The 26,771-nt window shown below is 70.8% G+C and carries 22 protein-coding genes, 1 tRNA gene and 3 pseudogenes; 10 read left to right on the top strand and 16 right to left on the bottom strand.

All coding sequences use genetic code 11. From position 1 onward, the window contains the following. Positions 1–458: 458 nt before the first annotated feature. The 4 genes from BLW78_RS03485 to BLW78_RS03475 all read right to left on the bottom strand — a co-directional run bounded on the left by BLW78_RS03485 (position 459) and on the right by BLW78_RS03475 (position 2,872). Complete coding sequence (locus BLW78_RS03485) at positions 459–1,505, bottom strand: glycosyltransferase family 2 protein (protein ID WP_091676698.1); 1,047 nt, start codon at positions 1,503–1,505, stop codon at positions 459–461. A gap of 317 nt (positions 1,506–1,822) precedes the next feature. Further along, complete coding sequence (locus tag BLW78_RS30895) at positions 1,823–2,059, bottom strand: site-specific integrase (protein ID WP_139307671.1); 237 nt, start codon at positions 2,057–2,059, stop codon at positions 1,823–1,825. A 47-nt stretch (positions 2,060–2,106) separates the two neighbouring features. Further along, positions 2,107–2,553, bottom strand: coding sequence for a site-specific integrase (locus BLW78_RS03480; RefSeq protein ID WP_139307670.1), 447 nt, complete (start codon positions 2,551–2,553; stop codon positions 2,107–2,109). Positions 2,554–2,641: 88 nt separating this feature from the next. Beyond that, complete coding sequence (locus BLW78_RS03475) at positions 2,642–2,872, bottom strand: hypothetical protein (RefSeq protein WP_091676695.1); 231 nt, start codon at positions 2,870–2,872, stop codon at positions 2,642–2,644. Positions 2,873–3,383: 511 nt separating this feature from the next. Between BLW78_RS03475 and BLW78_RS03470 the strand changes: the two genes are divergently transcribed. Further along, positions 3,384–3,656 (top strand): hypothetical protein, encoded by a 273-nt coding sequence (locus tag BLW78_RS03470; protein ID WP_020092139.1) that lies wholly within the window; start codon positions 3,384–3,386, stop codon positions 3,654–3,656. A gap of 173 nt (positions 3,657–3,829) precedes the next feature. On the opposite strand, the gene BLW78_RS03465 is transcribed toward BLW78_RS03470, so the two are convergent. Next, the gene (locus tag BLW78_RS03465) at positions 3,830–4,123 is read right to left on the bottom strand and encodes a hypothetical protein (RefSeq protein WP_020092140.1); all 294 of its coding nucleotides are present in this window, start codon (positions 4,121–4,123) and stop codon (positions 3,830–3,832) included. Positions 4,124–4,352: 229 nt separating this feature from the next. Next, the gene (locus BLW78_RS03460; protein ID WP_091676693.1) at positions 4,353–7,028 is read right to left on the bottom strand and encodes an excinuclease ABC subunit UvrA; all 2,676 of its coding nucleotides are present in this window, start codon (positions 7,026–7,028) and stop codon (positions 4,353–4,355) included. 363 nt (positions 7,029–7,391) lie between these two features. Here BLW78_RS03460 and BLW78_RS03455 point away from each other — a divergent pair, with 363 nt between their 5' ends. Beyond that, a complete protein-coding gene (locus BLW78_RS03455) occupies positions 7,392–8,135 on the top strand; it encodes a dienelactone hydrolase family protein (RefSeq protein WP_091676691.1) in 744 nt (247 codons plus the stop codon). Positions 8,136–8,149: 14 nt separating this feature from the next. On the opposite strand, the gene BLW78_RS03450 is transcribed toward BLW78_RS03455, so the two are convergent. Beyond that, positions 8,150–8,662 carry a CYTH domain-containing protein gene (locus tag BLW78_RS03450; protein ID WP_091677196.1) on the bottom strand — a complete coding sequence of 171 codons (513 nt, stop codon included), beginning with the start codon at positions 8,660–8,662 and terminating at the stop codon, positions 8,150–8,152. A 591-nt stretch (positions 8,663–9,253) separates the two neighbouring features. On the opposite strand from BLW78_RS03450, the pseudogene BLW78_RS03445 reads away from it, so the two are divergent. The 3 genes and pseudogenes from BLW78_RS03445 to BLW78_RS03435 all read left to right on the top strand — a co-directional run. Further along, positions 9,254–9,714: pseudogene (locus tag BLW78_RS03445) on the top strand (glycine cleavage T C-terminal barrel domain-containing protein); the annotation flags it as partial. Next, positions 9,707–10,300: a sarcosine oxidase subunit gamma gene (locus BLW78_RS03440; protein WP_091676690.1), complete on the top strand. Its 594-nt coding sequence runs from the start codon at positions 9,707–9,709 to the stop codon at positions 10,298–10,300. The pseudogene BLW78_RS03445 and the gene BLW78_RS03440, both read left to right, overlap by 8 nt. After that, complete coding sequence (locus BLW78_RS03435) at positions 10,297–11,649, top strand: L-serine ammonia-lyase (RefSeq protein ID WP_091676688.1); 1,353 nt, start codon at positions 10,297–10,299, stop codon at positions 11,647–11,649. Before BLW78_RS03440 ends, BLW78_RS03435 begins: the two co-directional genes overlap by 4 nt. 35 nt (positions 11,650–11,684) lie before the next feature. Here BLW78_RS03435 and BLW78_RS03430 read toward each other — a convergent pair whose 3' ends face one another. From BLW78_RS03430 to BLW78_RS03405, 6 genes and pseudogenes are all read right to left on the bottom strand, one after another. Continuing rightward, a complete protein-coding gene (locus BLW78_RS03430; protein WP_091676685.1) occupies positions 11,685–12,197 on the bottom strand; it encodes a prolyl-tRNA synthetase associated domain-containing protein in 513 nt (170 codons plus the stop codon). Positions 12,198–12,205: 8 nt separating this feature from the next. After that, the gene (locus BLW78_RS03425; protein ID WP_091677192.1) at positions 12,206–12,988 is read right to left on the bottom strand and encodes an adenine nucleotide alpha hydrolase family protein; all 783 of its coding nucleotides are present in this window, start codon (positions 12,986–12,988) and stop codon (positions 12,206–12,208) included. Beyond that, positions 12,985–13,739 (bottom strand): annotated as a pseudogene (locus BLW78_RS03420) (electron transfer flavoprotein subunit alpha/FixB family protein); the annotation flags it as partial. The gene BLW78_RS03425 and the pseudogene BLW78_RS03420, both read right to left, overlap by 4 nt. Positions 13,740–13,745: 6 nt before the next feature. Next, positions 13,746–14,000 (bottom strand): annotated as a pseudogene (locus BLW78_RS03415) (aromatic ring-hydroxylating dioxygenase subunit alpha); the annotation flags it as partial. Between the two features lie 130 nt (positions 14,001–14,130). Next, positions 14,131–15,996, bottom strand: coding sequence for a glycoside hydrolase family 15 protein (locus BLW78_RS03410; RefSeq protein WP_091676684.1), 1,866 nt, complete (start codon positions 15,994–15,996; stop codon positions 14,131–14,133). 126 nt (positions 15,997–16,122) lie between these two features. After that, positions 16,123–17,367 carry an acyl-CoA dehydrogenase family protein gene (locus tag BLW78_RS03405; protein ID WP_091676681.1) on the bottom strand — a complete coding sequence of 415 codons (1,245 nt, stop codon included), beginning with the start codon at positions 17,365–17,367 and terminating at the stop codon, positions 16,123–16,125. 124 nt (positions 17,368–17,491) lie between these two features. Here BLW78_RS03405 and BLW78_RS03400 point away from each other — a divergent pair, with 124 nt between their 5' ends. Both BLW78_RS03400 and BLW78_RS03395 read left to right on the top strand, forming a co-directional pair. Beyond that, the gene (locus BLW78_RS03400; protein WP_020092151.1) at positions 17,492–18,247 is read left to right on the top strand and encodes a response regulator; all 756 of its coding nucleotides are present in this window, start codon (positions 17,492–17,494) and stop codon (positions 18,245–18,247) included. Beyond that, positions 18,244–19,653 (top strand): ATP-binding protein, encoded by a 1,410-nt coding sequence (locus BLW78_RS03395; protein ID WP_091676679.1) that lies wholly within the window; start codon positions 18,244–18,246, stop codon positions 19,651–19,653. The genes BLW78_RS03400 and BLW78_RS03395 overlap by 4 nt, the downstream gene beginning before the upstream one ends. 24 nt (positions 19,654–19,677) lie before the next feature. On the opposite strand, the gene BLW78_RS03390 is transcribed toward BLW78_RS03395, so the two are convergent. Continuing rightward, positions 19,678–21,834 carry a methyl-accepting chemotaxis protein gene (locus tag BLW78_RS03390; RefSeq protein ID WP_091676677.1) on the bottom strand — a complete coding sequence of 719 codons (2,157 nt, stop codon included), beginning with the start codon at positions 21,832–21,834 and terminating at the stop codon, positions 19,678–19,680. Between the two features lie 429 nt (positions 21,835–22,263). Between BLW78_RS03390 and rocF the strand changes: the two genes are divergently transcribed. The 3 genes from rocF to BLW78_RS03375 all read left to right on the top strand — a co-directional run bounded on the left by rocF (position 22,264) and on the right by BLW78_RS03375 (position 24,283). Beyond that, positions 22,264–23,232 carry an arginase gene (gene rocF, locus BLW78_RS03385; RefSeq protein WP_091676674.1) on the top strand — a complete coding sequence of 323 codons (969 nt, stop codon included), beginning with the start codon at positions 22,264–22,266 and terminating at the stop codon, positions 23,230–23,232. Further along, positions 23,232–24,092: an urease accessory protein UreD gene (locus BLW78_RS03380; RefSeq protein ID WP_091676672.1), complete on the top strand. Its 861-nt coding sequence runs from the start codon at positions 23,232–23,234 to the stop codon at positions 24,090–24,092. Before rocF ends, BLW78_RS03380 begins: the two co-directional genes overlap by 1 nt. Before the next feature lie 117 nt (positions 24,093–24,209). Continuing rightward, a tRNA-Cys gene (locus BLW78_RS03375) sits at positions 24,210–24,283 on the top strand. A 48-nt stretch (positions 24,284–24,331) separates the two neighbouring features. On the opposite strand, the gene BLW78_RS03370 is transcribed toward BLW78_RS03375, so the two are convergent. Beyond that, positions 24,332–26,011 carry a methyl-accepting chemotaxis protein gene (locus tag BLW78_RS03370; protein ID WP_091676669.1) on the bottom strand — a complete coding sequence of 560 codons (1,680 nt, stop codon included), beginning with the start codon at positions 26,009–26,011 and terminating at the stop codon, positions 24,332–24,334. Between the two features lie 318 nt (positions 26,012–26,329). Further along, positions 26,330–26,566 (bottom strand): hypothetical protein, encoded by a 237-nt coding sequence (locus BLW78_RS03365; RefSeq protein WP_056527886.1) that lies wholly within the window; start codon positions 26,564–26,566, stop codon positions 26,330–26,332. Positions 26,567–26,771 lie beyond the last annotated feature (205 nt).

The following is a 26,771-nucleotide window of genomic DNA, read 5'->3' as shown; positions in this document are numbered from 1 at the left end:
TTATCAACAAGTCGACGGGTTGGTTCGCACGCCACTCATGCGCCCCAGCGCAGGGGTCAATCCGGATGTGGTCCGTCCGCAGTGCGACATATCTCAGAACGGATTCGGCGAAGTCCCGCGCGACGAATGCCGGCGGGGCTGAGGTCGGCTCAGGGATGAGAGCATAGTCTGCGCGCGGGCGGCGCGGCTCCTGTCAGCCGGGGGGCGCGGGCGGATCCTTCGGCGCGGTGCGACTGCCGATGATAATCCTGACCATCGGCGTCAAGAGCGCCTGTGCCGGGAGTCAGGCTTGAGCGCGGCCGGATCGGCCGGGCAGGCAATGCGCCGCCGCCGCGACAGCTCAGTGTGCGCTGGTCCGGCATCCGCCGCGGCAACCTTGACGCCTGGGTTGCGACGTCGAAGACCCATGCACAGCCGATATCGACAGGACGCTCGAAGGCCGAAACCTTAGCTCAGTTTCACTCATGGAGAGCCTTGCGCCCCGGCCTGATGATGGCGCCACGGGCGTAACTGAGGATAGATTTTGCGGTTCTGGCGAGCAGCGTTCTACCATTCAACCTGACACGAAGTATCAGTTTTGATACACGATTAGGTAAGAAGATCATGGAGATCGCCGCGCTCAAGGTCATCAATCTCCTCGCCCAGCCGTACCATTTCGGAAAATATTCCGCCAGCTCGACTACCTGTTTCAACGTGAGCTTCTCCCCAGAGACAATATTGATGTATATCTGGTCTCTCAAGTATATATAATTTCTGCGACTCCCAATAATGTCATGGTCAATTTTTCTGACGGAAAGTATATGCTTCAAATGTTCCAAACGATTGTAAAATCGTTCTTGACTGTATTGAAGCCGCTCGACTGAAGGCAACCGCCCGGTCGAGGACATATTTTTGTCGTGAACCCTATAGTAGCCAAGCGCCTCATTGAACGTATAGATTTCGCCCATGAACGGAGCCGCGATAAGGATTACACCATCCACCGTATCATAGGATGCCTCCCGAAGAAGATCGCACACGTCTCTTCGAAAAATATTCCCCGAGGTCGGAGGCGAAACATATGCTCCTGTTTCAGATATGTCCTGGATGTAGGAATTCTTGGTTTTTTGAGCGCTCAGATCGGGGAAAATTCTACCTTGTTCATCCCCTTTTCCATCGATTATTGACAACGGAAACTGGAGCTTAGAGTATTTTTCATCTAATGCCCCGACAATTTTTCGCAAAGCCCCTGAAGAAATCTTATCATCAGCATCCAAGAACAGAACGTGCCTCGCCGTCGTATTATCTAAGCCGAGTACGCAGGCGCTTACAGGACCGCCGTTTTCCTTACGTAGACATTTTACCCCAGTGCCCCGAATCAAAGTCCACGAATTATCTGTCGATCCATCGTCCACGACGACCAGTTCACAGTCACCAGGGAGTTGTAAACTCACACTTTCGATCGCTTCGACTATATATCTCTCGTAATTATAACAGTTGACAATGATCGCGAGCTTCTTAGTACCCATCTGTCGGCTCCCAGTTCAGCCACTGAAACCCCGGGGGCCCAGCCGCGAATCATTCGCATCTGAATCTATCTTCGACTGCAAATACGGCAAATATAACCCATACGGATACGGGGAATTTCAATGAATATTTGTTGGCGGTCAATTTAGATCAAGCAAAGTATTTTTCGGCCCAAGCTCTCCGTTTTCGCCTCAATCCAACATCGTAGCGTGGAAAAATTATTTCATTATTTCCCAATTGCGATCGAATGTTTTGCCCTACATGATAAAAGATCTAATTCGAGCCATAATAACTTCCAGCTTCGGAAATAATGCTATGCTCATGTGACAATGGAGCTTCGAAATACCCGACTGAGCGGTCCGCGACGATTGTGTGGCCGAGAAAAATTCGACTCCTGATCGAGCGCCACCCTCCTCTCAACGTTGTAGAGGGTGTGGTTGTAGACATCGACCACATCTCGGGATCCCGAGATGTGGTCGAGCAAAGCATCGACACTGTGAGGCAGCACGCCCCGCTCGTTCATGCCGGTGGACACCGTCCGCCGCAGATCGTTCAACCGCCACTCCGTGACGCCAGACCGCTTGTTTGTCGCGGCCTTCGCGTTCAAGAATCCCGAGAATCTGGCGGCGCCCCCACCGAACAGGAGCGGCCAGCCAGCACTGGGCTGGACCTTTGCGAGCAGGTCGAGGCGCGGGACAGTGGCACGTCGAGCAGCAGACTAATCTTGGTCCGCTGGCCCGGTAGTCGCCAGATGCCGCTCGCCAGATCGAGCTCGGCCCGCGTCATGCCCGCCACCTCCTCGCGGCGCTGACCGGTCCGCGTTCGCGAGCGGACGATGCGGCCGAAGTCGTCATCCCGACAAGCCTTCAACGCAGCCTTGATCTCGTCGGGCGAGAGCAACCCGGCAGCGCTTCTCCTCTGAGCCGTCTCGATCGTGCCGACTACGGGGTTGGGCTCGGCCCTGCCGTTCCCGATCAGCCACGCATAGATGGCCGAGAGCGTGGCCCGCGCCCTTTTCGCCGCGTCCGGCTCGTTCCTCTTCAAGATCACCCCGAGGCGCTCGGCGACTGTCGCCCGGCTCACAGCGTGAAGCGGCTCGCGCAGCTTCCAGATGGCTGCTCAGTGTTCGACCCGGACGTCACGACGGCCCACGCCTTGGCGCGTCGCTCCTCGGCGCGCGGATCCAACCTGACTTGGCCAGCACCGGCCGCTCGCTCGCCGCTCGCCGGGCATCGGTCGACGAGAGCAGCAAGACCCGGCCGAGGGTGTCCCGCTCGGTCTGACCGATCGCGTTGCGGCATTGGACGATCCGCTGCCGCGAGCCGCCCGCGCCGACGCGCAGGCCGAAGCCAGGGAAGTCGTAGAACACGACCAGGCGTTCTTTCCCGGCCGAGAGTTCGAGGCGGCAGCGGTCTGTTCGGCGAGGCGACTTCCGGCAAGCACGCAGAGCGACTTCAGCGGTGCCCCGCGTTGGACAATCGGCGGGTCCATCGATTTCGGGAGCGCGCTCAAGCTGTCGGCGACGCCGGCAAGCAGAACATGCGCGTCTCGGCGCCCGAAGCGTCGTCCTCTTACGCAGCGGGTCCGAGGTTCGAACCCCAGCGCGCCCACCGAGCCTTCGAGGATCATGGCCGAACGGCTCGGCAGCGTACTCCGCCAACCTTTCTTGCCTTCGGCGCGTCCTACGAAGGTGCGGCGCGTTTTCCGATCTCGACGTGGGGGCGCCGTCCCGGTTAGCTGGTGTGGCACGGATCGGAGGGTCAGGAGGGAGCTGTGACAGGAGTTCGGCTGCGCGTGTCCGCCCCAAGGTGTCGTGCCCGCGCCGGTCGCGCCGGCGTAACGCCCTGCATGTCCGGCGGAGAGCGGGATCGGGAAGGCACATGACGTCCACCGCTCTCGCCGTGATGATGGCCGGCGTGCTGGGGGCCTTCTGCACGATCGTGTTCGCGGTCGACTGGGTACCGGGCTCCGTCGTTGGATTGCCGAACCTGCCGAGCCGGCGGGTGATTGGCCTGTGGGTCTACAACGGCGTTCTCTGCCTCGCCCTGGCCGCTTGGTTGGTGTGCACGTATTTCTGCACCGTCGACGGCTACGACGACATTCCCGCGGTGCGCGACAGCTACTGCAGGCCGCACGCGACCGTGGGCGCGTGACCGGCGCTACTCCGGGCTCGGCGGGGTGCCGCGGCCCGCACGGGGGCCACCCTGAAAGTCGGGTCCGCGGCGGCGCGGTACGGGTCAGGGCGTGACCAACCGTCCGCCGCGCGGCACGCCGACGGCGCTGGATCGGCCGGTGACGTCCGGCCGGAATGCCCGGCGCGGATCTGTTAGCTGAGCTTGTCGTCGGGCTCCGTGGGCTCCACGCTCGTGCCCAGCGCCCCCCCCGCGGGCGGATCGGTCCGACCGCGCTGGTCCCGGCCCGAGACTCCGTCCGTCTCGCCCGCCCGCTGCCCATGCGGGTGCAGCGCGTGACGGTTGGCGCGAGCCATCTCCTTGTGGGTGGGGATGGACCGCCACGGCGCGGAAGCGGTCCCCAGGCGAAGCGTTGAAGGGGACCGCGTGAGGAACACCGCGAGCAGGACCCACGGAATGACGAACACGGCGAACGCGGTGAGGCCCATGGCGATCCTCCGGAGAATTCAGCAGTAACGGTTGAAACTCCGGCGGCTCAGTACTGATCCCGCAAACCTCACTTTAATCGATACTGCACCGCACCGCGTTCTCCGGCGCGCAAGACGCGGAACACGATCGACCCGCCAGACTGTCGGACCAGTGCCGGCAACCCGGCGCGTGACGCGTGCGCGCGGCACGCCTTCATCCTGAGCCCTGTGCCGGCCGCGGTGGGTGACCTCAGCCCGGCGGCCGCGTGCGGACCGTCGCGAGTTCCTCGCGCAGATAGGGCGACGTGCGGCCGGCCGCGGCCGCGGCGACGATCTCGGGCCGGCCGGCGGCCACGACGGTGCCGCCCTGGTCGCCGCCGCCGGGGCCCATGTCGATCACGTGGTCGGCCCGGGCGACGACGCGCATGTCGTGCTCGACCATGACGACGGTGTTGCCCGCGTCGACCAGACCGTTGAGCTGAACCATGAGGCGGTCGACGTCGGTCGGGTGCAGGCCGGTCGTCGGCTCGTCGAGGACGTAGAGCGTGCCGCCGCGCTGCCCGCGCTGCAGCTCCGTGGCGAGCTTGATGCGCTGGGCCTCTCCACCGGAGAGTTCGGTCGCCGGCTGGCCGAGCCGCAGGTAGCCGAGGCCGAGATCGCGCAGCACGGTGAGCGGCCGCAGCACGGACGGCTCGTCCGCGAAGGCCGCGCAGGCCCGGTCGACGGTCAGCGCGAGCACGTCCGCGATGCTCAGCCCGTTCCACCTCACCGCCAGCGTCTCCGGCGCGTAGCGCGTGCCGTGGCAGGTCGGGCAGGGGGCGTAGACGCTCGGCATGAACAGCAGCTCGACGCTGACGAAGCCCTCGCCCTCGCAGGCCGGGCAGCGCCCCTTGGCCACGTTGAAGGAGAAGCGGCCCGCATCGTAGCGGCGCCGCCGAGCCTCCGGGGTCGCGGCGAACAGCTTGCGGACGGCGTCGAACAGGCCCGTGTAGGTGGCGAGGTTCGAGCGCGGCGTGCGCCCGATGGGCTTCTGGTCCACCTGCACCAGGCGCCCGATCCCGTCCATGCCGCCGGCGATGCGGCCCTCCGACGGGCCCGGCACCTCGTCCAGGGGATCGTCCGGCTCGTCCTCAATCTTCACCGGCCGGCCGAGACGCTCGCCGACCAGCTCGAGCAGGGCCTGACTGACCAAGCTCGACTTCCCGGAGCCCGAGACGCCGGTCACGGCGGTGAGACACCCGATCGGGAAGGGGACCGAGACGCCCTTCAGGTTGTTGCGAACGATGCCTTCGAGGCGCAGCCACGCCGCGGGCTCCCGCGACGGCCGCGGGGGCGCCTCCACCAGCCCGAACAGGTAGAGCCGCGTCCGGGACGCCGCGACGTCACGCAGGCCCTCCGGCGGCCCGCTGTAGAGGATCGTGCCGCCGTTCTCGCCCGCTTCCGGCCCGACGTCGACCAGCCAGTCGGCGCGGCGCATGGTGCCGATGTCGTGCTCGACGACGAAGAGCGAATTGCCCGCGGCGAGCAGCCCGGCCAGCGCGTCGTGCATGGCGTCCCCGTCGGCGGGGTGCAGACCGGCCGTGGGCTCGTCGAGCACGTAGACAACGCCGAACAGCTGCGAGCGCAGCTGGGTCGCGAGGCGGAGGCGCTGCAGCTCACCTGACGACAGGGTCGTGGTGACACGGTCCAGCGAGAGGTAGCCCAGGCCCAGATCCGCGAGCGTCCCGATGCGCGCGATGAGGTCCGAGGCCAGGCGCTGGGCGGCGAGGCGCTTCTCGATCGACAGGTTCGGCGTGACGCGCACGTCCGGCGCGCCCGCATGGGCCGAGCCACCGGACGCGGCACGCTCGGCGCGGTCCTTCCGGCCCACCGCGCGGTCGAGGGTGGCGGGTGCGGCGTCGGCCTCGGGCTGCCGGTCCTCGGCCGCCGGCCTCAGGGCCTCGGCGAGCGCCGAGAGCGGCATGCGCGAGAGCGCGCCGATATCCAGCCCGGCGAACGTGACCGAAAGCGCCTCGGGCTTCAGCCGCTTGCCGTGGCAGGCCGCGCAATCCTCGCTCACGAGGTAGCGCGCGGCGCGGCGGCGCATCAGCGCGCTCTGCGAGTTGGTGAAGGTGCCGAGCACGTGGCGGCGGGCGCTTGTGAAGGTGCCCATGTAACTCGGCTCCAGGCCGCGGCGGCGGGCGAGCCGCGTCTGCTCCGGGGTGAGGCCGGCATAGACCGGCTCCTGCGGCTGCTCGTCCGTGAAAAGGATCCAGTCCCGGAGCCTCCGGGGCAGCGCTTTCCAGGGCGTGTCGACGTCGACGCCCCGGCTGACAAGGATGTCCCGCAGGTTCTGGCCGCCCCAGGCCTGCGGCCAGGCCGCGACGGCCCGCTCGCGGATCGTCAGGGACGGGTCCGGCACCATCGAGGCTTCCGTGGCCTGGTAGACCCGCCCGAGGCCGCCGCAGGACGGGCAGGCGCCCTGCGGCGTGTTGGGCGAGAAATCCTCGGCGTAGAGCATCGGCTGGCCGGGCGGGTAGGTGCCGGCGCGCGAGTACATCAGGCGCACGAGGCTCGACAGGGTCGTGACGCTGCCGACCGACGAGCGCGCGCTCGGGGTGCCGCGCTGCTGCTGGAGCGCGACAGCGGGCGGGAGGCCCTCGATCGCGTCGACGTCGGGGACGCCGACCTGGTCGATCATCCGCCGCGCGTAGGGCGCGACCGATTCGAAGTAGCGGCGCTGCGCCTCCGCGTAGAGGGTGCCGAAGGCCAGCGAGGACTTGCCGGATCCGGAGACGCCCGTGAACACAACGAGCGCGTCGCGCGGCATCTCCACGTCGATGTCGCGCAGGTTGTGCTCCCGCGCGCCGCGGACCGTGACGTAGCCCGTCCGCCCCGCACCCGCCCGCGCGATCGTCGTGTCGCGCCGGGGTTTCGCTTGGTCCATGAGCAGCCTTCTCGGAGGAGGCCGGCGCCCCCGCGGATCGTGAAATCGGGAGACCGGAGACCGGCGCGGGCGACGGGGCCGTCACCGCGCGGGCCGCCGTGGCGACCCGTATACCGTCCGGCCCATAAACCGAAACCGGACCGCGCCGGGAACGCGTCAGACAGCTGGCTTCGCGGCGGAGCGACCGGGATAGCTCGGTCGCAGGCGAGGACCGTCGCCGCAGCACCACCGGACCGGATCAGGTCACGGGCCTTCTCCTCGCTCATGGCGACCGGCGGCCCGAGACGTGGGGTGCGGTCGACGGCCTGGCGATTTTTCGAAGGCGGGCGCAGAACGTGTGGGCGCCCCGTCGAGGAACCGAGCATGGTCAACGAGCACGTCGCAATCCGGACCGAGGACGGCGTATGCGGGACGCACGTCGTCGCGCCGGACGGCGCGGGGCCCTGGCCGGCCGTGATCCTGTACATGGATGCCGGCGGTATCCGACCGGCCCTCGTCGACATGGCGGGACGGCTCGCGACCGGCGGCTATCTCGTTCTGTTACCGGACCTCTTCTACCGCTACGGGCCCTATGGCCCCTTCGTCCCCGCGGACGTGTTCAAAGGCGATTTCCGAGCGATACTCGGCCCGCTGATGGCGACGACGGACAATCTCAAGGCCGCGACCGATACAGCGGCGCTCCTCGCCTATCTCGACACGCGCGACGACGTCGCGGGGCGCGCGGTCGGGGCGGTAGGCTTCTGCATGGGCGGCCGCATGGCCATCACGGCGGCCGGCACGTATCCGGACCGGTTCGCCGCCGTCGCCAGCTTCCACGGCGGCAATCTCGCGACCGAGGAACCCGCGAGCCCGCATCATCTGGCACCCGCGCTGAGGGCCGAGATGTATATCGCGGCCGCCGAGAACGACGGAAGCTACCCGTCCGCGATGGCCGAGAGGCTGGAGACGGCGCTGTCGCGAGCCGGTGTTCGGTATGCGGCGGAGACCTATCCCGCCGCGCACGGCTGGATGATGCCGGACTTCCCCGTCCACGATCGCGCGGCCGCGGAGCGCGGCTGGGCAGCGATGGGCGCCCTGTTCGACCGCGCCCTGCGCAGCACGGGCTGAGCGCGGCCGCGTCGCTAAGCGGCCACCGGCAGCCGCAGCACGTCGTCCATCGTGATCGGCCGGCCGGCCTCGCAGCAGAGATGGAGCAGTGTGGACTGGCGGAACCGCAGGTCGCCGGTCACCTCCTCGCCGAGCCAAGCGGGCTTGCTGAAGGACTGATCGGCCCGCGCGAGCTCGACCTCGGCCAGGACCATCCCGGCCAGCGAACCCTGGAAGACGTCGACCTCCCAGGTCAGCCCGTCGTGCGGCACGCAGTAGCGGATCTTCTCGATCACGTTGCCGGTGCACACCTGATCGACCATGGCGGCGCCGTCGGCATGCGGGATCTCGTACTCGAACTCCGCGCGGGCGATGCCTTCGCGGGCGCCCTTGACCGTCAGCCAGGCACGCTCGCCGTCGAGCCGCACCCGGACCTTCCCGCGCGCGAAATGACCGACCAGGCCGTCCTTCAGGTGCCGAATGGATGTGGCCGCGTCGCGCCAGCCCGCGCCTGCCACGAGGAACTTCCGCTCGATCTCTAACCGCATCCACGCGTCCATTGCTTCGGCCGGACGCCTCGTAGCCCATCGGGGCCGCCGAGTCAGGCGGACTGGGTCATCCGGTGCGGACGCACGGGAACGGGACTCGGCCTCGACGCAGATGTGCCGCTCACCGTTGCGGCAGAACGATCGTCAGCCTCTCGGATCGCCGTCGATCTAGCGACGTCGTGCCCGGGCGCGAACCGTGCAGTCCGCGTGACCGAGTCGATGATCGCGGGAGCGTGAAGAACAAGCGGCAGCGCCGCGAACGATGCGCCTGCAAAGGAACGCGGCCGTTCCTGCACAATATTTTCTCATCGCTGTCTAAATCGGTACCAATGCTGCAGTGCATTGTGAGTTCATGACGGTAAAACTCCGGAGGTGTCGTCTTCCCGCCAGAAATCGTCGCAGAAAGGTAAGCCCGTGAGCGGGCCGCCGGTAACTTTTCATTGTCATTGATAAAAAGCTCGCTCAGCTCAGGGTAATAATCGACGACTGTAAAATGCAATAGATCGCAGAGATCGTAACCAAATGGGCCGTATTACCTTAGCGGGCGCGAGCAAGATCTTCGGCTGGAGCTGCGCGAGGGCCTCGCGACCCGGGACCGAGACGATGCACGTGCTCCGGGCCGAGAAGGGCTACATCATCGTCGGTCAGGAGACGGACGGGACCGTCACCCCGGACGATGTCGGGATGGCCGGCATGATCGCCAAGGCGAAGACGGACTTCGTCGGCAAGCGCTCACTCGCCCGGCCCGACGTGGTCGCCTCCGGCCGCAAGCAGCTGATCGGGCTCGTCACCGACGACCCGAGATGCGTCCTCGACGAGGGCGCGCAGGTCGTCGCCGACCCGAACCAACCGATCCCGATGCGGATGCTCGGCCACGTGACGTCGAGCTACTGGAGCGCGAATTGCGAGCGCTCCATCGCGCTGGCCCTCGTGGCGGGCGGGCGCGACCGGCTCGGCCGGACCCTCCACGTCACGACCCCGGACGGCTTCACCACCGCCACCGTGGCCGAGCCGGTGTCCTTCGATCCCAAGGGGAGCGCATCCATGCTTGAGGCCCGCTACCGCACCGCCCGGGCGCTCCCGCTCGGCCGCACCGAAGCGCCCGCGCCGGTCGGCGCCGGCCTCCTGATCCGGCCGGCCGCGGCCGAGGCGCGCTTCTCCCTGCGCCTGCGCGGTCCCCGCACGTCGGCGGCCGGTTTCCCCCTCGACCGCCCGATCAACACCCTGTCGGGCGACGAGACCCGGTGGATCGCCCGCCTCGGCCCCGACGAGTGGCTGATCGGCGCGCCCGAGACCGATGCCGACATCCTTGCCGCCGCCGTGAGCACCGACCTCGCCGGCCGGACGCACGCCCTCGTGGACGTGTCGCACCGCAATGTCGGGATCGACGTCCGCGGGGACGCGGCCGCGATCGCCCTCAACGCCGGCTGCCCCCTCGACCTCGGCGACGCCGCCTTCCCGGCGGGCAGCGCCACCCGCACGCTCCTCGGCAAGGCCGAGATCGTGCTGATCCGTCGCCCCGGCCCGGTCCCGACATACCGGGTTGAGTGCTGGCGGTCCTTCGCGACCTACGTGTATGGCTTGCTGCAGGAAGCCGCCTTCGGGGCCGGCCCGCTGGAGAGAGCCGCCGCGCGATGATCAGCGCCTTCGATCTGTTCAAGATCGGGATCGGCCCGTCGAGTTCCCACACGATCGGGCCCATGGTGGCCGCGCGCCGCTTCCGCGACCGCGTCGCCGGCCGGGCCGGCGTCGCGCGGGTGTCCGCGGAGATCTTCGGCTCCCTCGCCTGGACCGGGCGCGGCCACGGCACCGACGTGGCGATCTTCCTCGGCCTGCTCGGCCACGAGCCCGCGACCGTCGATCCGGACGCCGTGACGGGCTACACGCGAACCCTGGCCGAGACCGGCGCCATCGGCCTGCCGGGCGTCGCCTTCGACACGACGAAGGACCTTGTCTTCAACTTCGCCGAGGTCCTGCCCCGCCACACCAACGGCATGCGCTTCCACGCCCTGGACGCCGACGGCGCCGTGCTGGACGAGGTGGTCTGCTACTCGGTCGGCGGCGGCTTCGTCGAGGAGGAGGGGGCGGGGGAGACCGGCGGCCTCGGCGCCGTCGCGGTGCCCCACCCGTTCGAGAGCGGTGCCGACCTGCTGCGGGTCTGCGCCGAGACCGGCCTCACCATCCCGCAGGTCCAGATGGCCAACGAGCGCGCTCTGCGCACCGAGGCGGAGATCGAGGCCGGGCTCGACGCCGTCCGCGACGCCATGCTGGCCTGCATCAGTCGCGGCCTGCGCATGGACGGCGAGCTGCCCGGCGGCCTCAGGGTCCGGCGGCGCGCGAAGCGCCTGCACGAGACCCTCGAGGCGAACCGCCTCACGAACAGCCGGCCGGCCCACGAGATCATGGACTGGATCAGCCTGTTCGCCCTGGCGGTGAACGAGGAGAACGCGTCCGGCGGCCGGATCGTCACGGCGCCGACCAACGGTGCGGCCGGGATCGTGCCGGCGGTGCTGCGCTACATCGTCGACTTCTATCCCGGCTGGAGCGAGGCGCGCGGCCGCGACTACCTCCTCGCCGCCGCGGCGATCGGCGGTCTGATCAAGCGCCGGGCCTCGATCTCGGGCGCCGAGGTCGGCTGCCAGGGCGAGGTCGGCTCCGCGGCCGCCATGGCGGCGGCCGGGCTCGCGTCCGTCCTCGGGGGCGACGCGCGGCAGGTCGCCAACGCCGCCGAGATCGCCATGGAGCACCATCTGGGCATGACCTGCGACCCGATCGGGGGGCTCGTCCAGATCCCCTGCATCGAGCGCAACGCCTTCGGTGCCAACAAGGCGGTGGCGGCCGCATCCCTCGCCCTCCACGGCGACGGGGTGCATTTCGTCAGCCTCGATCAGGTCATCGAGACGATGCGCCAGACCGGCCACGACATGCAGGCCAAGTACAAGGAAACCTCCCTCGGCGGCCTCGCGGTCAACGTCGCCGCCTGCTGAGCGCGACGTCCCGCGCGGCCTCGCAGGGGACCGTGTCAGGCCGCCTGCGACGCCTCCGGCAGCGCGAACGGCTCCGGCGCGTGACCCTCCGCGCGGAGCGCGGCCAGCAGGTCGTCGGGCGCGAGGTTGAGGGTGCGCGTGCTCACCAGGGGATGGACGTTGATCCGCGCCTCCGCGAGCAGGCTGTCCTGGACGACGATCCGCACGCTGCCCGGCGCGGCGTTGAGGGCGGCGAGCGGCGACACCGCGCCGCTCGCGACGCCGAGCTGCGCGCCGAGCGCCTCGGCACTGGCGAAGGACAGGCCGCCCCGCGCGCCGAGGACGGCCCGGAACGCCTTCAGGTCCACCTGGGCGTCGTGACGGAGGGTGACGAGGAAGTACGTCTTCTTGCCGTCGCGAAGGAACAGGTTCTTGGTGTGCGCGCCGACGATGTCGCCGCAGGCCGCCATCATCGCCTCGACGGTCAGGACCGGCGCGTGCTCGTAGAGCTTGTAGGCGACCCCGAGCGCGCGCAGCCGGGCCAGGAGATCGTCGGAGGTCATAGCCATCGGGTTCCTCATCGAGATTCGCGGGCCGGCGGACCGAGGACGCCGATCCGGCGCAAGTGAGTCAGAATCTCCCGGGCGGCCTCGTCGGGCTCGGGCCGCACGAGCAGGCGCCCGCCGACGGACGCCGCCTCGCCGGTCGCCGCCTTCAGCCGCTCCGCCGCCGAGCCGCCGGACGGCGCACCTTTCACGAGTTTCGGCCGGCGGCGATAGGGGCGTTCCTCGAAGACCGGGACGGGGGCGGCGGCCGCGGCCGGGTCGTCCGCGACGGTCTCGATCACGCCGCGCCGCGCCTGCCCGTAGGCGAAGGGGAGCGGCGCGGGCGCGTCGGCATGGATCGTGGCCAGGACCGGCCCGCGCAGGCTTACGCGGCGGCGGGCACCGCGGCCGAGGGTCTGGTCGAGGGACAGGGCGCCCGCATCGCCGGCCGCGAGGGCGACGATGTCGGGGATCAGGAGGCAGCCGAGGGCCTGCGCGACCGCGTAGGGAACCATCCCGGTCTCGTCGCCCCCCTGGCCGCGCCGGCCCGCGAGGATCAGGCCGGGCGCCATCGTCGCGAGGCGCGCGACGAGAGCCGGCACCGGATCGACGCCCGCCGGCACGGGGACGTGCACGATCCGGGACAGGCCGTGGCCCAGCGCGTCCGCGACGGCGGCGGCGTCCGGCCCGGCGTGGAGGCCCACGGCCTCGCCGAGGCCCGTCGCGAGGCGAATCGCCTGGGCCTCCAGCCGCGGCAGGGCCGTCGCGCCCGAGACCGGATGCCGTCCCGCGGAGAGGAGCACGACGCTGGTCACGCGCTGCCCACCGGGCACGCGGCTTCCTCGGCCAGCAGCTGCAGCAGGGCGGGCATGACCGCCTGCGCGTCCTGCACGATGGCGAGGCCCGCCCGCTCGATCATCGCCGCGTGCAGGTCGGTGTTGACCGCCACGACGTGCTCGCAGCCCGCGATACCCTGCAGGTGCTGCGGCGCCCCCGAGATGCCGAGGGCGAGGTAGCAGGTCGCCGCCAGGACGGTGCCGGAGGCGCCGACCTGGGTCCGACGCGGCATCAGCCCGGAGTCGCACAGGACCCGGCTCGCGCCCGGGGTCGCGCGGAGCGCCGCGACCAGCTGCCGGAACGCGTCGAGGTCGGTGACGCCGTTGCCCGCGGCGGTGACGAACTCGGCGAGCGCGAGCGGCACCGTGGCCGGGTCGGCCGGGACGCGCTGCGCCGAGAGGATCGCCGTCCGGGCGGGCGCGGGCTCCGCCGTCGCGACCGCCAGCGGCCGCGCCTCCCGGGGCGGGCCGGCATACTCGGCCACCGCGTCGGGGGCGACGGTGGCGAGCAGCCCGGGCGCGGCCCGCTGCTCGACGCTGCGGCCGCGCGCCGGGCGGATCAGCCCGGAGGCGGAGACGCCCTCGGCCTGGTGAACAGCGGCGCGCCAAGCCGGACCGCGACCCGGCGGGCGACGTCGCCGCCGTCGAGGGATTCGGGGAACAGGACGTGGCGCGGATCGAGCGCTGTCAGGGCCGCGGCGATCCCGGCGGCGCGGCCGGCGGGATCGTAGGCGCTATCGTGGAAGGCCCGCACGGCGCCGTCGTCGTCCCGGACGATCGCCACCGAGGTCTTGCCGATGTCGACGACCATGACGTCGCCGGCCTCCGGCACGTCGGGCTCGACGCCGACGTAGATCCAGTAGCGGCCGAAGATGACCGCCATGTCGGCCTTGAAGACTTCGGGGCTCAGGTAGAACTTGGCCGGCAGGCTGTAGCCGCGACGGCGCTCGCGCCAGAGACGCTGCAGAGGGGTCGGCGTCACGTCGAGCATGGGACCTCCGGAGCCATTCAGGCCCCGAAACTACCATCGCCGGACCGGCCGCCCGCTGCCACGCCAGCGACACTCGCTTTGTCAACGGCGACGTGGCGTGGACCGGCCCGTGCCGGGGGCCGGGGCGCCGCTACTCGGCGGCCGACCGCGTGACGGTCTCCGCCCCGTCGTCCACGCCGAAGCGCGCGATGCTGTCCTCCAGCCGCAGCGCGGCGTTGATCAGGGCCATGTGGGAGAAGCCCTGCGGCGTGTTCCCGCGCTGCGCCCCGGTGGCCGGGTCGATCTCCTCGGCGAGCAGCCCGACATCGTTGCACCGGGCGATCAGCCGCTCGAAGGCGGCCCTGGCCTCTCCGGTCCGCCCATCGAGGGCGAGGCAGCCGACCCGCCAGAACGCGCAGGCCGTGAACGTGCCCTCGTCGCCCTCCAGCCCGTCCTCCATGCGGTAGCGGTAGATCAGGTCGCCGACGCCCAGTTCGCGCTCGACCGCCGTCAGGGTCTCGCGCATGCGCGGCTCCCGCGGGTCGAGGGCCCCGAACAGGGCGACGCGCAGGACCGCGGCGTCGAGGTGGTGCGAATCGTAGGCGCCGACATAGGCCCGCTTCTCGGCGTTCCAGCCCTTCTCCAGGTATTCCGACCGGATCTCGGCGGCGATCCGCTCCCACTCGGCGATCTTCGCCTCCGGCACGCCCGCGATGTTGCGGGCGATCCGGGCCGCGTCCCGCAGCGCGACCCAGAGCATCGCCTTGGTGTGGACCTGCTGGCGCGGCCCGGTGCGCAGCTCCCAGATGCCGTTATCCGCGTCGTGGCGGTGGCGGATGGCCCGAGCGGTGAGGTTGTCCAGCACCTCCGGCAGCCGGTCGTTGACCTTCTCGGGCGGGTCGTAATCGACCGCCTCGAGGAAGACGCACAGCGCCCGGATCAGCTCGCCGTAGATGTCGTGCTGGTCCTGGCACTCGGCGATGTTGCCGATCACCACCGGCCCCACGCCGTTCCAGCCGGCGAGGTGGCTCAATTCCTCCTCCGGCTGCATGTCGCCGGCGATGCCGTACATGAGCCGCGTCTCCCGCCCGAAGGTGCCGTCGCGCTCGCGCAGGAAGCGCAGGAACTCGGACGCCTCGCGGACGTAGCCCAGCATCACGAAGGCGGTGACCGTGAAGGCGGCGTCCCGCATCCAGGTGAAGCGGTAATCGTAGTTGCGGTTGCCCGGAACCGCCTCGGGCAGGCCGGCCGTGGCCGCCGCGACGATCCCGCCCGAGGGCGAGTAGGTCAGCAGCTTCAGGCACAGGGCGGACCGCATCACCGCGTCCCGGTAGGCGCCGCGATAGGTGCTCCGGGCGCACCAGCGGCGCCAGTAATCGGCGGTCGACTCCAGCCGCCTTTGAGCGCCGGAGAAATCTTCGATGCAGGCCTCGTCCTGATCCTCGCCGTGGGTCAGGACCAGGTAGGCGGTCTCGCCCTCCGCGAGGTCGAAGCGGACCTCGGCCGCGTCGCCCGCGAGGGTCGGGCGCGCGTGCGCGTTGACCCGCACGCGCCAGTCCCCGGCCTCGAACAGGACCGACCCGCCCTCGACCAGCGGGGTGCACGGGCGGCGGGCGTAGTCGAAGGTCGGACGGATCCGGAACACGCCCGAGACCCGGCCCTGCTCGCAGGTCAGCAGCCGGATCAGGCGGCTCTCGCTCTCGCCGTCCGGCCCCTCGTCGGGCTCCGGGCTCGGCGGGTTGACGGGCATCAAGTCGACGAGGCGCGCCCGGCCGGTCTCCGTGGTGAAGGTCGTATCCAGGATGTTGGTGTCCGGCAGGTAGCGGCGCGCGCTCCCGGTCGGGCCGTCGAGGGCGAGGCTGCACGATCCGCCCTGCTCGTCGTCGAGGAGCTTCACGAACAGCGCCGGCGAATCGTGACGCGGCCAGCACAGCCAGTCGATCGAGCCGTCGCGGGCGATCAGCGCGCAGGAATGGGTGTCACCGATGAGGGCGTAATCGCTGATGGGCTTCGACACGGGGCTTCCGGATGGCGGCACCCGGTCCGCCGGGCAGGACAGAGTCCTGAGGTAGCCGGGCGGCGCCGGGCGGGGAGTCCCGATCGACGATTCGCCGCACGGCCGCGCGCGATCGCTCCCGGTCGGTCAGGCCCCGGGCCGCGGCAGCATACGGTCACTGATGATCCGGCGCTGGATCTCGCTCGTGCCCTCGAAGATCGTCGTCAGCCGCGCGTCGCGCCAGTAGCGCTCGACCCGGCGCTCGGTGGTGTAGCCGTTGCCGCCGTGGAGCTGCATCGCTTGGTTGGTGACCCGAACCGCCATCTCGGTGGCCAAGAGCTTCACCATCGCCGACTCGATCTCGGCGGCCTCGCCCTGGTCGAGGAGGTGGGCGGCCTGATGCCAGAAGGCCCGCGCCTGCGCGACCTCGGCGGCCATGTCGGCCAGCGCGAAGCGCAGCGCCTGGAAGTCACCGATCGGGTGTCCGAACTGGACGCGCTCCTGCAGGTAGCTCTGGCAATCCTCGACCGCCGCGCGGGCGACGCCGACGGCCCGGGCCGCCGTGTGCACCCGGGCGATGTTGAGGCCGCGCTGGACGGCGGCGAACCCGCCGGAATCGGCGTCCGCCCCCTGGTCGCCGTAGAGCCCGGTGAGCCGGTCGCTTTCGGGCACGCACACGTCCTCCAGGCTCAGCTCGAAGGTCTGGAAGCCGTGATAGCCGATCTTGTCGATCACCCGGCCGGTCACGCCGGGCGGGAAGCTATCGCGCTCCTTGAGCACGAGGAACGGCTCGAGGCCGGCGGAGCGCGACTCGCCCGGCTCCGGGTCGCGGGTCCGGGCCAGGACCTCGATGAAGTCGGCGCCCTTGGCGAAGCCGGCCCAGCGCTTGGTCCCGGTGAGCCGCCACCGGTCGCCGTCGCGCACCGCGCGGGTCTGCACGCCGGCGAGGTCGGACCCGGCATCGGGCTCCGACAGGGAGATCGAGCCGATCCACTGCCCCCGGGCCGAGCGCCGGAGCAGCTCCGCCCGGCGCTCCGGGTCGAGGGTCTGGGTGCCGAGGCCCTGGCCGCGGGCCAGGATGCTGCCCACGGACAGCCAGGCCCGGGCCAGCTCCTCCGAAACGAGGCAGTACTCGAACACGCCGAGCCCCAGCCCGCCGTGCTCCGCCGGGATCGTGATCCCGAACCAGCCCTTCTCGGCCATGGCGTCGATGAGCGTCCGCGGCATCTCGGCCTTGTGACGGTCGAGTTCGTCGGCCAGCGGCAGGACGGTGTCGCGGGCGAAGGCGCGGGCCTCTTCCTGCAGCGCCGCCCGCGCCTCGGTGTGCCAGGGCGAGGCGAGTTCCGGCGGCCGCGGCGCGATCAGGTCCTTCCGATCCTCGGTTCCGGTCATCGTTCTCCCCTGTGATGTGACGCCGTGCGGCAACTCAGTTCAGGTCCGTGCGGGAAACACGCGCTTACAAAATGGTTCCGTGCCCCATCTTCGAATAATCGGCGGACGGGGTCATAATAGCTTGATGATGCAGGCCGAACCGCAGACCGACTCCTTCGCGATGAGCGCACCCGCAACACCCCACATCCTCGTCGTCGAGGACGATCGGGAGATCTCGGCGCTGATCGCGCGCTACCTGCGCGGCAACGATTGCCGCGTCACGCTGGCCGGCGACGGCGCCGACATGGACCGGGTCCTGGCGGAAGCGCGGATCGACCTCATCGTGCTCGACCTGATGCTTCCCGGCGAGGACGGGTTGAGCCTGTGCAGGCGCCTGCGCGGCACCTCGCAGATCCCGATCCTGATCCTGACCGCGAAATCCGAGGACGTGGACCGGATCCTCGGCCTCGAACTCGGCGCCGACGACTACCTCGCCAAGCCGTTCAACCCGCGGGAGCTGCTCGCCCGCATCCGCGCCATCCTGCGCCGGGTCGCCGCCGAGGCGCCGGACGCCGACGAGCGGCGGCGCCTGCACTTCTCGGGCTGGACGCTGGACGTCTCCCTGCGTCAGGTCCTCTCGCCCGAGGGTGCGCGGATCTCGATCACCGGTGCGGAGTTCGACCTCCTCCACGCCCTGTGCCTCCGGCCGGGGCGGGTGCTGTCCCGGGACCAGCTCCTCGACCTCACCCAGGGCCGCGCCGCGGGCCCGTTCGAGCGGAGCATCGACGTGCTGATCTCCCGGATCCGCCAGAAGATCGAGCGCGACACCCGCAACCCCGAATTCATCCGCACGATCCGCTCCGGAGGCTACCTGTTCACGCCCGAGGTCACGCGGTCATGAGCGGGCTGGAGCGGCTCCGCGCGCGGCTGCGTCCGAAGACCATCGCGGGCCAGATCGCGCTGCTCGTGGTCGCCGGTATCGCGGTGGCGCACGTGGTCGCCACCGCGGCGTTCCTGATGCTGCACGAGTCGCAGAATCCCGACACGCTGCCGGGCGTGGCCGCGAGCCGCCTCGGCGTTCTGGTGAGACTCATGGACGCCGCCGACCCGGCGGCGCGACCGGCGCTGCTGGCGAGCGGCCGCAGCCTGCCGCTGATCCAAGTCGAGCCCTGGGACGGGACGGTGCCGCCGGGTGCGAAGCCGGCCCCCGACCTGCCGGTGATCCGCAAGCTGCGCTACGGCGCCGGCCGGCCGGTCACGATCACCGACCTCGCCGCGGCTGACCCGGCGCGCGACAAGTCGGACGGCCGCCTCCATATCGGCATCGTCACGCCGGCGGGTGTGCGGGTCCAGGCGACGCTGCCGAACGATCCTCTGAGGGGGCCCCGCCAGGGGGCGCTGATCTTCACCGTGGTGTTCCTGGCGCTGACGCTGGCGCTGCTCTGCGTCTGGGCCACGCGCGCCCTCACGGCGCCGCTGAAGCGGCTCGCGGGCGCGGCGGAAGCCTTCGGCGCCCGCGACGACCACGTGGCGCTGCCGGAGGCGGGGCCGCGCGAGGTGCTCGCCGTGTCCCGGGCGCTGGACCGGATGCGGTCGCGCGTCCGCCGCCTGATCGACGACCGGACGCAGATGCTGGCGGCGATCAGCCACGACCTGCGCACGCCGATCACCCGGCTGCGCCTGCGCGCCGAGTTCATCGAGGACGAGAACGCCCGGGCCTCGACCCTGCGCGACCTCGACCAGATGAACGGCCTCGTCGAGGCGGCGCTCTCCTTCGTGCGCGACGGCCAGATCCGCGACGCGAACAGCCACAGCCTCGTGGATCTCGCCTCGGTGGTGCAGACGGTCTGCGACGACTTCTCGGATTTCGGCGCCCCGGTCAGCGTCAGCCGCAGCCGGCACGTCCTGGTCCAGGGGCGGCCCGAGGAACTCCAGCGGGCGGTGACCAACCTCGTGGACAACGCCGTGAAGTACGGCGGCCGAGCCGACGTGCAGATGGAGGCCTCCGAGCGCGGCGTCCGGGTCTGCATCCTGGACAACGGCCCGGGGATCCCAGAGGCGGAGCGTGAGGCGATGCTCCAGCCCTTCGTGCGCGGCGACCGGGCGCGCAATCTCAACGAGGCCAGCGGCTTCGGACTCGGCCTCTCGATCGTGCAGGCCGTCGTCGAGGCCCATAACGGGCGCCTGCGGCTGGAGAACCGCCCCGAGGGCGGGCTCTGCGTGGCGATCGAGCTGCCCCTGGCCGCCCAGGCCTTCGCGGCGCGCGCGGCGCAGAAGCCCGCGCCGCTCCCGGCCGAGGCGGCCTGAGGCCGCCTCGGGTCCCGTCCGCTTCTACGCCGCCCGCACGTTGCGGAGGAACTGCGCCACCTCGGCGCGGAGCTGCTCCGAGCGCGTCGCCAGCGAGTCGGACGCCTGCGCGACCGAGTCCGCGGCCTCGCCGGCATCGCCAGCGACCCGCGCGACCTCGGCGATCTCCAGGGTCATCGTGCCGGTGCCGGCCGACGCCTGCCCCATGCTGCGCACGATGTCCTGCGTGGTGACGCCCTGCTGGTCCACCGCGGCGGCGATGCTGGTCGACACTTGGTTCATCGCCTCGATCTGGGCGGTGATGCCCTGGATCGCCCCGGCCGCGTCGCCCGTGACCGTCTGGATCGAGGCGACCTGACGGCTGATCTCCTCGGTGGCGCGGGTGGTCTGCGCGGCGAGTTCCTTGACCTCGGCGGCGACCACCGCGAAGCCGCGGCCCGCCTCGCCGGCGCGGGCGGCCTCGATCGTGGCGTTGAGCGCCAGCAGGTTCGTCTGCCCGGCGATGGTCGAGACCATGCCGACCACGTCGCCGATGCGCGTCGCGGCGGCGGCGAGGTCGGTCATGGTCTGCTCGGCCCGGCGGGCCTCGCCGACGGCGGTGGCGGACATGCCGGCGGCTTGCTCGACCTGCCGGCCGATCTCCTGGACGGTCGCGCCGAGTTCCTCGGCCGCGGCCGCCACGGTGTTGACGTTGTCGGAGGTCTGCTGCGCGGCCCCGGCGACGCTGGTCGAGCGCTCGGAGGTGCTGGAGACCGCGGCGCGCATCGTGTCCGAGGCGCCCTGAAGCTCCGTGACGGCGCCGGTCAGGCCCTCGACGATGCCGCCGACCGAGTGCTCGAAGCCGTCGGCCAGCTGCTTGAGCATGGCGCGCCGGCTCTGCTCCTCGCGCAGGCGCGCGGCCTCGGTGGTCTGGAGCTGCTGGGCGGCCTCCTCCAGCGACATGTCGCGGATCGTGACCACGGCGCGGGCGATGTCGCCGATCTCGTCCCGCCGCTTGCTGCCCGGCACGTCGGTCAGCGCCTGGCGATCGGCGAGGGCCTTGAGGGCGCGGGTGAGGGCACCGAGCGGCGCCACGATCGAGCGGGCGAGCAGCAGGCCGAGCAGGGCCGTTCCGGCGAGCACGAACAGGCCGGTCAGGATCAGCGTGCGCGACAGGGCCTGGACCGCGTCGATCGCCTCGGCCTGGGTCTGCTCCGCCACCACCGTCCAGGGCGCGCCCAGGACGGTCACCGGCGAGGCGGCCGCCATGTGGGTGCCGTTCTCCGCCGCGAAGTCGACGGGACCGCCGGCCTTGACCCGGTCGGCGGCGAGGCCGATCCCGGCGAGGCCCGCGCCGGCACGCACGCCGGGGTTCAGCGGCGGGTTGCTGCGCAGGAGGCCGTCCGCGCCGACCGCCAGGATCTGGCCCGTGTCGCCGAGACCGGTCCGCTTCGACAGCGTCTGGTCGAACAGGGCGGGCGTGACCCGCATGACGATGAAGCCGATCCGCTCGGCCGCCTGCGCGGTGCCCATGGCGACGTTGGCCCGCTTGGTCATGGCGCGGCCGAGGAAGGCGGCCGGGACCCCGTCCACCGGGTAGGCGGCGAAATCCTCGTACAGGACCGCGCCCGGGTCGGCGGATTTCAGGCGCTCGACGAGGCGTGCGAGCGCCGTCCCCGCCAAGCCGTCCTCCGTGACCGCTTTGCCGAAATCGGCGCCCTTCGTCGTGGTGTAGTCGATCCGGCCGTTGTCATCGATGAACATCAGGTCGGCGTAGCCCGGCTGGGCGACGAGCTTGCGCGCCACCTCCTGAACCTTGACGTGCCGGCGGGCATACATCGACGACATGCCGCTGCCGTCGAGGGCGACCCGCGCCTCGGCGGTCTGCGGCGCGCGGAACGCCGCGATGACGCTCTCGGTGTCGGGCTTCGCCGGGTCGAGGTTCTCGAGCAGGTCGGGGAAGTTCGAGACGATCTGCGGGTGGGCCGCCACCGCCAGGAAGTCGGCCTGCGCCCGATCCGCCACCAGCTCGATCGCGTCCCGGCGCGCCGCCGCGGCGAGTTCGAGGCGCTCGTGGGCCGCGGTCATCAGACCCGCCCGCGCCGAGTACCAGCTGAATCCGCCCATGGCGGTGGCGCTCAGGAGCGCCAGGCCGACGGTCGTCGCGGGAAGGCGCGTGCTCAGCCGCGATAGCGAGATCATGATGCCCCTGTATTCTTTGGAAGATTGGTTTGACGTGAACCAATCGCCCAATCCTTATAAAAATCTCGTAAACACCGATACACCGCTCAAAACTTGATCACACGCGGAACATACAACTTAAAGAACAGTCTGGGCACCATGATTCCAAGTTGTGAATGGTCGAGCGCCCGTTTCGGCAAGATTTCGCCGCGCGGGTCGTCACGGACGCCCGCGCGGCGTTGAGGGATGCGCGGCATCCGGCCAAGTTTCGGCCAGCCCGTTTCGGCCAGCCCGTTTCGGCCAGCCCGTCGTCCCGCGGCCGCCCCGGACACACCGTCACGGATCTTGCTGGCCGATCCCGTCTCGCGGTCGGCATCATCGGCCGGTTATGAGTCCGGGTGGTAGAGCGACCGCGGAGCACGGGCGCTTCGCGACGGCGATGGAGGTGGGATGAGCGGCGAAGACCAGCCGGACCGGGCGCGCAGCATCGCGCTGATCGGGGCCCCGATCGAGGTCGGGACCAGCGAGGCCGGCGCCCTCATGGGCCCGGCGGCCCTGCGCACGGCCGGGCTGGTGCGGGCGCTCGCCGAACTCGGCCACGCGATCACGGATCGCGGCGACGTCGCCCCGGACGGGCCCGCCGGAACGCGCGGGCTGGACGGTGTCGCCGCCTGGACGCGGGCGCTGTCCCGCGCCGTGGAGGACGCCCTCGACGCGGGGGCGCTGCCGCTGACCGCCGGCGGCGACCACAGCCTGTCCCTGGGCTCCGTCGACGGGGTGATGCGGCACTGCGCGCGGCGCGGCCAGCCCGTCTTCGTCCTCTGGCTCGACGCCCACGCCGACTTCAACACGCCGGCGACCTCGCCCTCCGGCAACGTCCACGGCATGCCGCTCGCCGCCCTGTGCGGCGAGCCGGGCTTCCCGCCGCTCTTCGCCGAGCCGGCGCCGGCGCCCCTGCCGCCCGCCGACGTCCACCTGTTCGGCCTCCGGTCGATCGATGCCGGCGAGCGCGCCCTCGTGACGGCGCGCCGGGTCGGCGTCACCGACATGCGCACGATCGACGAGTTCGGCGTCGTGGCGCCCCTGCGGCGGGTGCTCGACCGCGTCGCCGCGCGGGGCGCGCACCTCCATGTCAGCCTCGACATCGACTTCCTCGATCCGTCGATCGCCCCGGCCGTGGGCACCACCGTTCCGGGCGGCGCCACCTTCCGGGAGGCCCATCTGATCATGGAGATGCTCCACGATTCCGGTCTGGTCCGCTCCCTCGACGTGGTGGAGCTCAACCCCTTCCTCGACGAGCGCGGCCGCAGCGCCCGGGTGCTGGTCGAGCTGGTGGCCAGCCTGTTCGGCCGGCGCATCCTCGACCGGCCGACCCTGCCGATCGAGGCCGTGCCGGCAGAGCCGGCCGGGCGCGCCTGATGCACGGCCCTCTCGCGCCCTCATCCGCGCCCGAGATGACCGCGCCCGCGCGCCAGCGCTCGGACGGGCGCGTCCAGCTGCGTGTCGGACTGGCCCGTCCGGGCGGCGCGACGCGCATCCTGGATCTGGCAGAAGCCGGGCCGTCGCGGCTGCGCTTCCCCCGGGGCACCGGCGCGCCGGAGGCGGTTCTCGTCAACACGGCGGGCGGCGTCGCCTGCGGCGACACCTTCGCCATCGACCTCACGCTCGAACCGGGGGCCGAGCTGGTTCTGACCACGACGGCGGCCGAGAAGATCTATCGCTCTGACGGCCCCGTGAGCCGCATCGTCAACACGCTGAATCTGGGGGAGGGGGCCGGCCTCGCCTGGTTGCCGCAGGAGACGATCCTGTTCGATCGGGCCCGGGTGCGGCGGCGCTTCGTGGCCGATCTCGCCGAGGGGGCCGCGCTGCTCGCCGTGGAGGTCGTGGCGTTCGGCCGCGCCGCCCGGGGCGAGCGGATCGGCGACGGGCTGTTCGCGGATTCCTGGCGGATCCGCCGGGGCGGGCGCCTCGCCTACGCCGACGACCTCCTGCTGGAGGGGCCGATCAGCGACCACCTCGCTCGCCCGGCCATCGGCGGCGGCGCCCGCGCCTGCGCGACGATCCTCGACCTCTCCGCCGGGGCGGAGGCGCGCCTCGAGGAGGCGCGGACCCGGCTGGCCGAGGCCGCGTCGCACGGGACGACGGCGGCGGCGAGCGCCTGGAACGGCCATCTGGCGGTCCGCGCGCTGGGCGACGCGGTCGGGCCCCTGCGCGGGCTCGTCGCCCGCTTCCTCGCGGGCTACCGCGGCCTGCCGATGCCGCGGGTCTGGCAGAGCTGACGCGGTCCGCGCGATCCGGGCCTCGGGGCCGTTGCCTGCGACCGCCGACCTCTGCTAGAGACGCGCACCCGGAGCTGTCCGCCAAGCTCCGGACGGGACGGCAGCGCCGTTCGGGAAGGCCTCGTGGCGGAGTGGTTACGCAGAGGACTGCAAATCCTTGCACCCCGGTTCGATTCCGGGCGAGGCCTCCATCCTTCCCAGACAAATTGTGCCGGCCGTGACGGGCCGGTGCGCGCCCGTCAGGCGCCGTGGACCTGCACCATGAAGGTCTCGATCGCCCGCTGCAGGCTGTGGGTCCCGGCATTGACCCGGGCGGCGCTGCCGCGCACCTGCCCGGCCTGCGCCTCGTTGGACGCGGCCGCGGCCTGAACGCCCGCCACGCTCTCGGAGACCTGCCGGGCCTCCGCGGCCGCGCCGAAGATCGCCCGCGCGATCTCCTGGCTGGCCTGCCCCTGCTGGTCGGTGGCGTCCGCGACCTCGGAGGCGATCAGGCTCATCCGGGCGATGGTCTCGCCGATCGTGCCGATGGCGCCGACCGTGCGCCCGGCGGCCCCCTGGATCGCCCCGACCTGCCCGGTGATGCGGTCGGTGGCGAGCGCCGTCTGGCCGGCCAGCGCCTTCACCTCCGCGGCGACCACCGCGAAGCCCCGCCCCGCGGCGCCCGCGCGGGCCGCCTCGATCGTGGCGTTGAGCGCGAGGAGGTTCGTCTGCTCGGCCACCTCGCGGATCAGCGTGACCACGGCGCCGATCTCCTCGGCCGCCTGCGAGAGGCTCATCACCGTCTCCTTGAGCCCTTGCGTGTCGGAGAGGGCCGAGGTGGCGATCGCGCTGGTGTGACGGACCCGCGCCTCGATCTCCCGCGCCGAGGCCGAGAGTTCCTCGGCCGCGCTGGCGATGCTGTCGACGAGGCCCGCGCTCTGCTGCGACGCTCCGGCGACGACGGCCGACTCGGCCGCCATCGCGCCCGCGTTGCCCGAGAGCGTGTCGGCCGCCGCCTGCATCGCCTCGGCCGAGTCGGCGAGATCGGTGACGGCGCGGTGCGTCTCGGCCTCGAAGGTGCGCGTGGCCGCGGCCAGGGCCTCCGCCCGGCTGCGGTCGCGGTCGCGCCGCGCCTGCGCCTCGGCGTCGAGGTCGCGCTTCTCGATCAGCGCCGTCTGGAACGCCGCGATGGCGGCGGCCATCTCGCCGATCTCGTCGCGGCGGTGCGTGAACGGGATCGCGCGGCCGAGATCGTTGGCGGCGAGCGCCGTCATCCCCTCCTTGAGCCGATGCAGCGGCCGCCGCACCTGGCTCACGATGATCCAGATCGCCGCGAGGAGGCCGAACGCCAGCCCCGCGGCCGGCACGGCCACCAGGGTGATCCGCGCCCGACGGCGGTCGGCCGCGTCCGCGGCGCGACGGGCGTTCAGGCGGTTCAGCACCTCCCGTCCGAGAATGCCGATCTCGGCGACCATGCGCTCGCGGTTCTTCACGGTTGCCTCGTCGGTCGCCTGGATCAGCGCGGCCTTGGGCGAGACCGTGAGACCGAGTTCGGCCGTATCGGTCTGGTAGGCGACGAATTCCTTGACGAAGAGGTCGAACCGCCGCCGACGGTCGGCGGGGAGCTGATCCTCCATGGCCTCGAGGAAGGGCACCCGCACCTGCTCCACGGTGGCGAGGGCGTCGTGGAGCGCCGACAACCGTGTGCGCGCCTCGGTCGTGTCTTCCGCGGTGTAGAGGGCCGTAGCCTGCACCACCGCGTGCTCGATCGCCTGCCCCAGGGCGCCCGCCTGAAGGCCGGCGTTCCAGATCCGGTCGGTGGCGGCCGCCCGCTCCTGCTCCCAGTTCGATTGTCGAACCGCGAAGGCAGCGATGCCGATCGCCACCAGGGCCAGCAGCCCGATCACCGCGGAGAGCTTCAGGCCGAGTGAGATGCGCATGGCGACGAGCCGCTTCTGGCCAGAGATTCGTGTGACCGCAGCTATATCGAAGCAAATCTTTTTGAACAGGTAAATATAGCCGGCAAAAACATTTATCTTATACTCCGAAGATCCGAGATCTTTGCCATCGCGCAGCCCGGCTCAACCTCAGCATCCAGAGGCTCATCGGAGGAAGAATTCGCGGATCTCGGCCGGTGCCGGATTGTCAGTTCAGTCTCGCGAGCGCTGTCGGCAGATGCGCCGGCAGGCAGGAGGACTGTTTCGCCCGGACGAAGCTGGATCGCCGCGCGCCCGACCGCGCGGGACACGGGTCGGCGATCACGGCAGGCGGATCTCGGTCCGACCTGGGATGCACGGCTCCGGAAGCGGTAGGGCGGCCACGATCTCGCGACGGAGATCGTCGCGCTGGGCCTCCACGAGGTCGGGGAGGATATCGGCCTCGTGCTCGTCCAGGGCCGCGATCAGGCGGGGATGGTCGGCGCTCCACTCGAAGGCGACGCGCACCTCGCGTTCGGCGTAGGGGTCCTGTGGGTCGAGGCAGCGATGGGTTGGCATAGCAGCAGGGTCGTCACACCGGCGCGCCGGCAGGCGGTCCCCGTAGGAGCGGGAGACGACAGACGGATGACTTCCACCGGCCGCGGACCGGCAGAGCCGGCGACGGGCCTCGGCGACGATGTTGCCGATCAGTCACATTCCGGGCCTCCCGACCTCCGCGGGAGGCGCCACGCGCTGTGTCGGGGGGCGCAGCGCGTCGGTTTGG

It is taken from the genome of Methylobacterium sp. 275MFSha3.1, assembly GCF_900108435.1.
Classification (GTDB): Bacteria; Pseudomonadota; Alphaproteobacteria; order Rhizobiales; family Beijerinckiaceae; genus Methylobacterium.
Note: the sequence above shows the minus strand (reverse complement) of the source record. Positions and strands in the feature narration are given on the sequence as shown.

Coding starts and splice junctions, on each gene's coding strand:
- BLW78_RS03485 (WP_091676698.1), bottom strand. CDS start 1,505: ATGGGTACTAAGAAGCTCGCGATCATTGTCAACTGTTATAATTACGAG.
- BLW78_RS03470 (WP_020092139.1), top strand. CDS start 3,384: ATGACGTCCACCGCTCTCGCCGTGATGATGGCCGGCGTGCTGGGGGCC.
- BLW78_RS03465 (WP_020092140.1), bottom strand. CDS start 4,123: ATGGGCCTCACCGCGTTCGCCGTGTTCGTCATTCCGTGGGTCCTGCTC.
- BLW78_RS03460 (WP_091676693.1), bottom strand. CDS start 7,028: ATGGACCAAGCGAAACCCCGGCGCGACACGACGATCGCGCGGGCGGGT.
- BLW78_RS03455 (WP_091676691.1), top strand. CDS start 7,392: ATGGTCAACGAGCACGTCGCAATCCGGACCGAGGACGGCGTATGCGGG.
- BLW78_RS03450 (WP_091677196.1), bottom strand. CDS start 8,662: ATGCGGTTAGAGATCGAGCGGAAGTTCCTCGTGGCAGGCGCGGGCTGG.
- BLW78_RS03440 (WP_091676690.1), top strand. CDS start 9,707: ATGCTTGAGGCCCGCTACCGCACCGCCCGGGCGCTCCCGCTCGGCCGC.
- BLW78_RS03435 (WP_091676688.1), top strand. CDS start 10,297: ATGATCAGCGCCTTCGATCTGTTCAAGATCGGGATCGGCCCGTCGAGT.
- BLW78_RS03430 (WP_091676685.1), bottom strand. CDS start 12,197: ATGGCTATGACCTCCGACGATCTCCTGGCCCGGCTGCGCGCGCTCGGG.
- BLW78_RS03405 (WP_091676681.1), bottom strand. CDS start 17,367: ATGACCGGAACCGAGGATCGGAAGGACCTGATCGCGCCGCGGCCGCCG.
- BLW78_RS03400 (WP_020092151.1), top strand. CDS start 17,492: ATGATGCAGGCCGAACCGCAGACCGACTCCTTCGCGATGAGCGCACCC.
- BLW78_RS03395 (WP_091676679.1), top strand. CDS start 18,244: ATGAGCGGGCTGGAGCGGCTCCGCGCGCGGCTGCGTCCGAAGACCATC.
- BLW78_RS03390 (WP_091676677.1), bottom strand. CDS start 21,834: ATGATCTCGCTATCGCGGCTGAGCACGCGCCTTCCCGCGACGACCGTC.
- rocF (WP_091676674.1), top strand. CDS start 22,264: ATGAGCGGCGAAGACCAGCCGGACCGGGCGCGCAGCATCGCGCTGATC.
- BLW78_RS03380 (WP_091676672.1), top strand. CDS start 23,232: ATGCACGGCCCTCTCGCGCCCTCATCCGCGCCCGAGATGACCGCGCCC.
- BLW78_RS03370 (WP_091676669.1), bottom strand. CDS start 26,011: ATGCGCATCTCACTCGGCCTGAAGCTCTCCGCGGTGATCGGGCTGCTG.
- BLW78_RS03365 (WP_056527886.1), bottom strand. CDS start 26,566: ATGCCAACCCATCGCTGCCTCGACCCACAGGACCCCTACGCCGAACGC.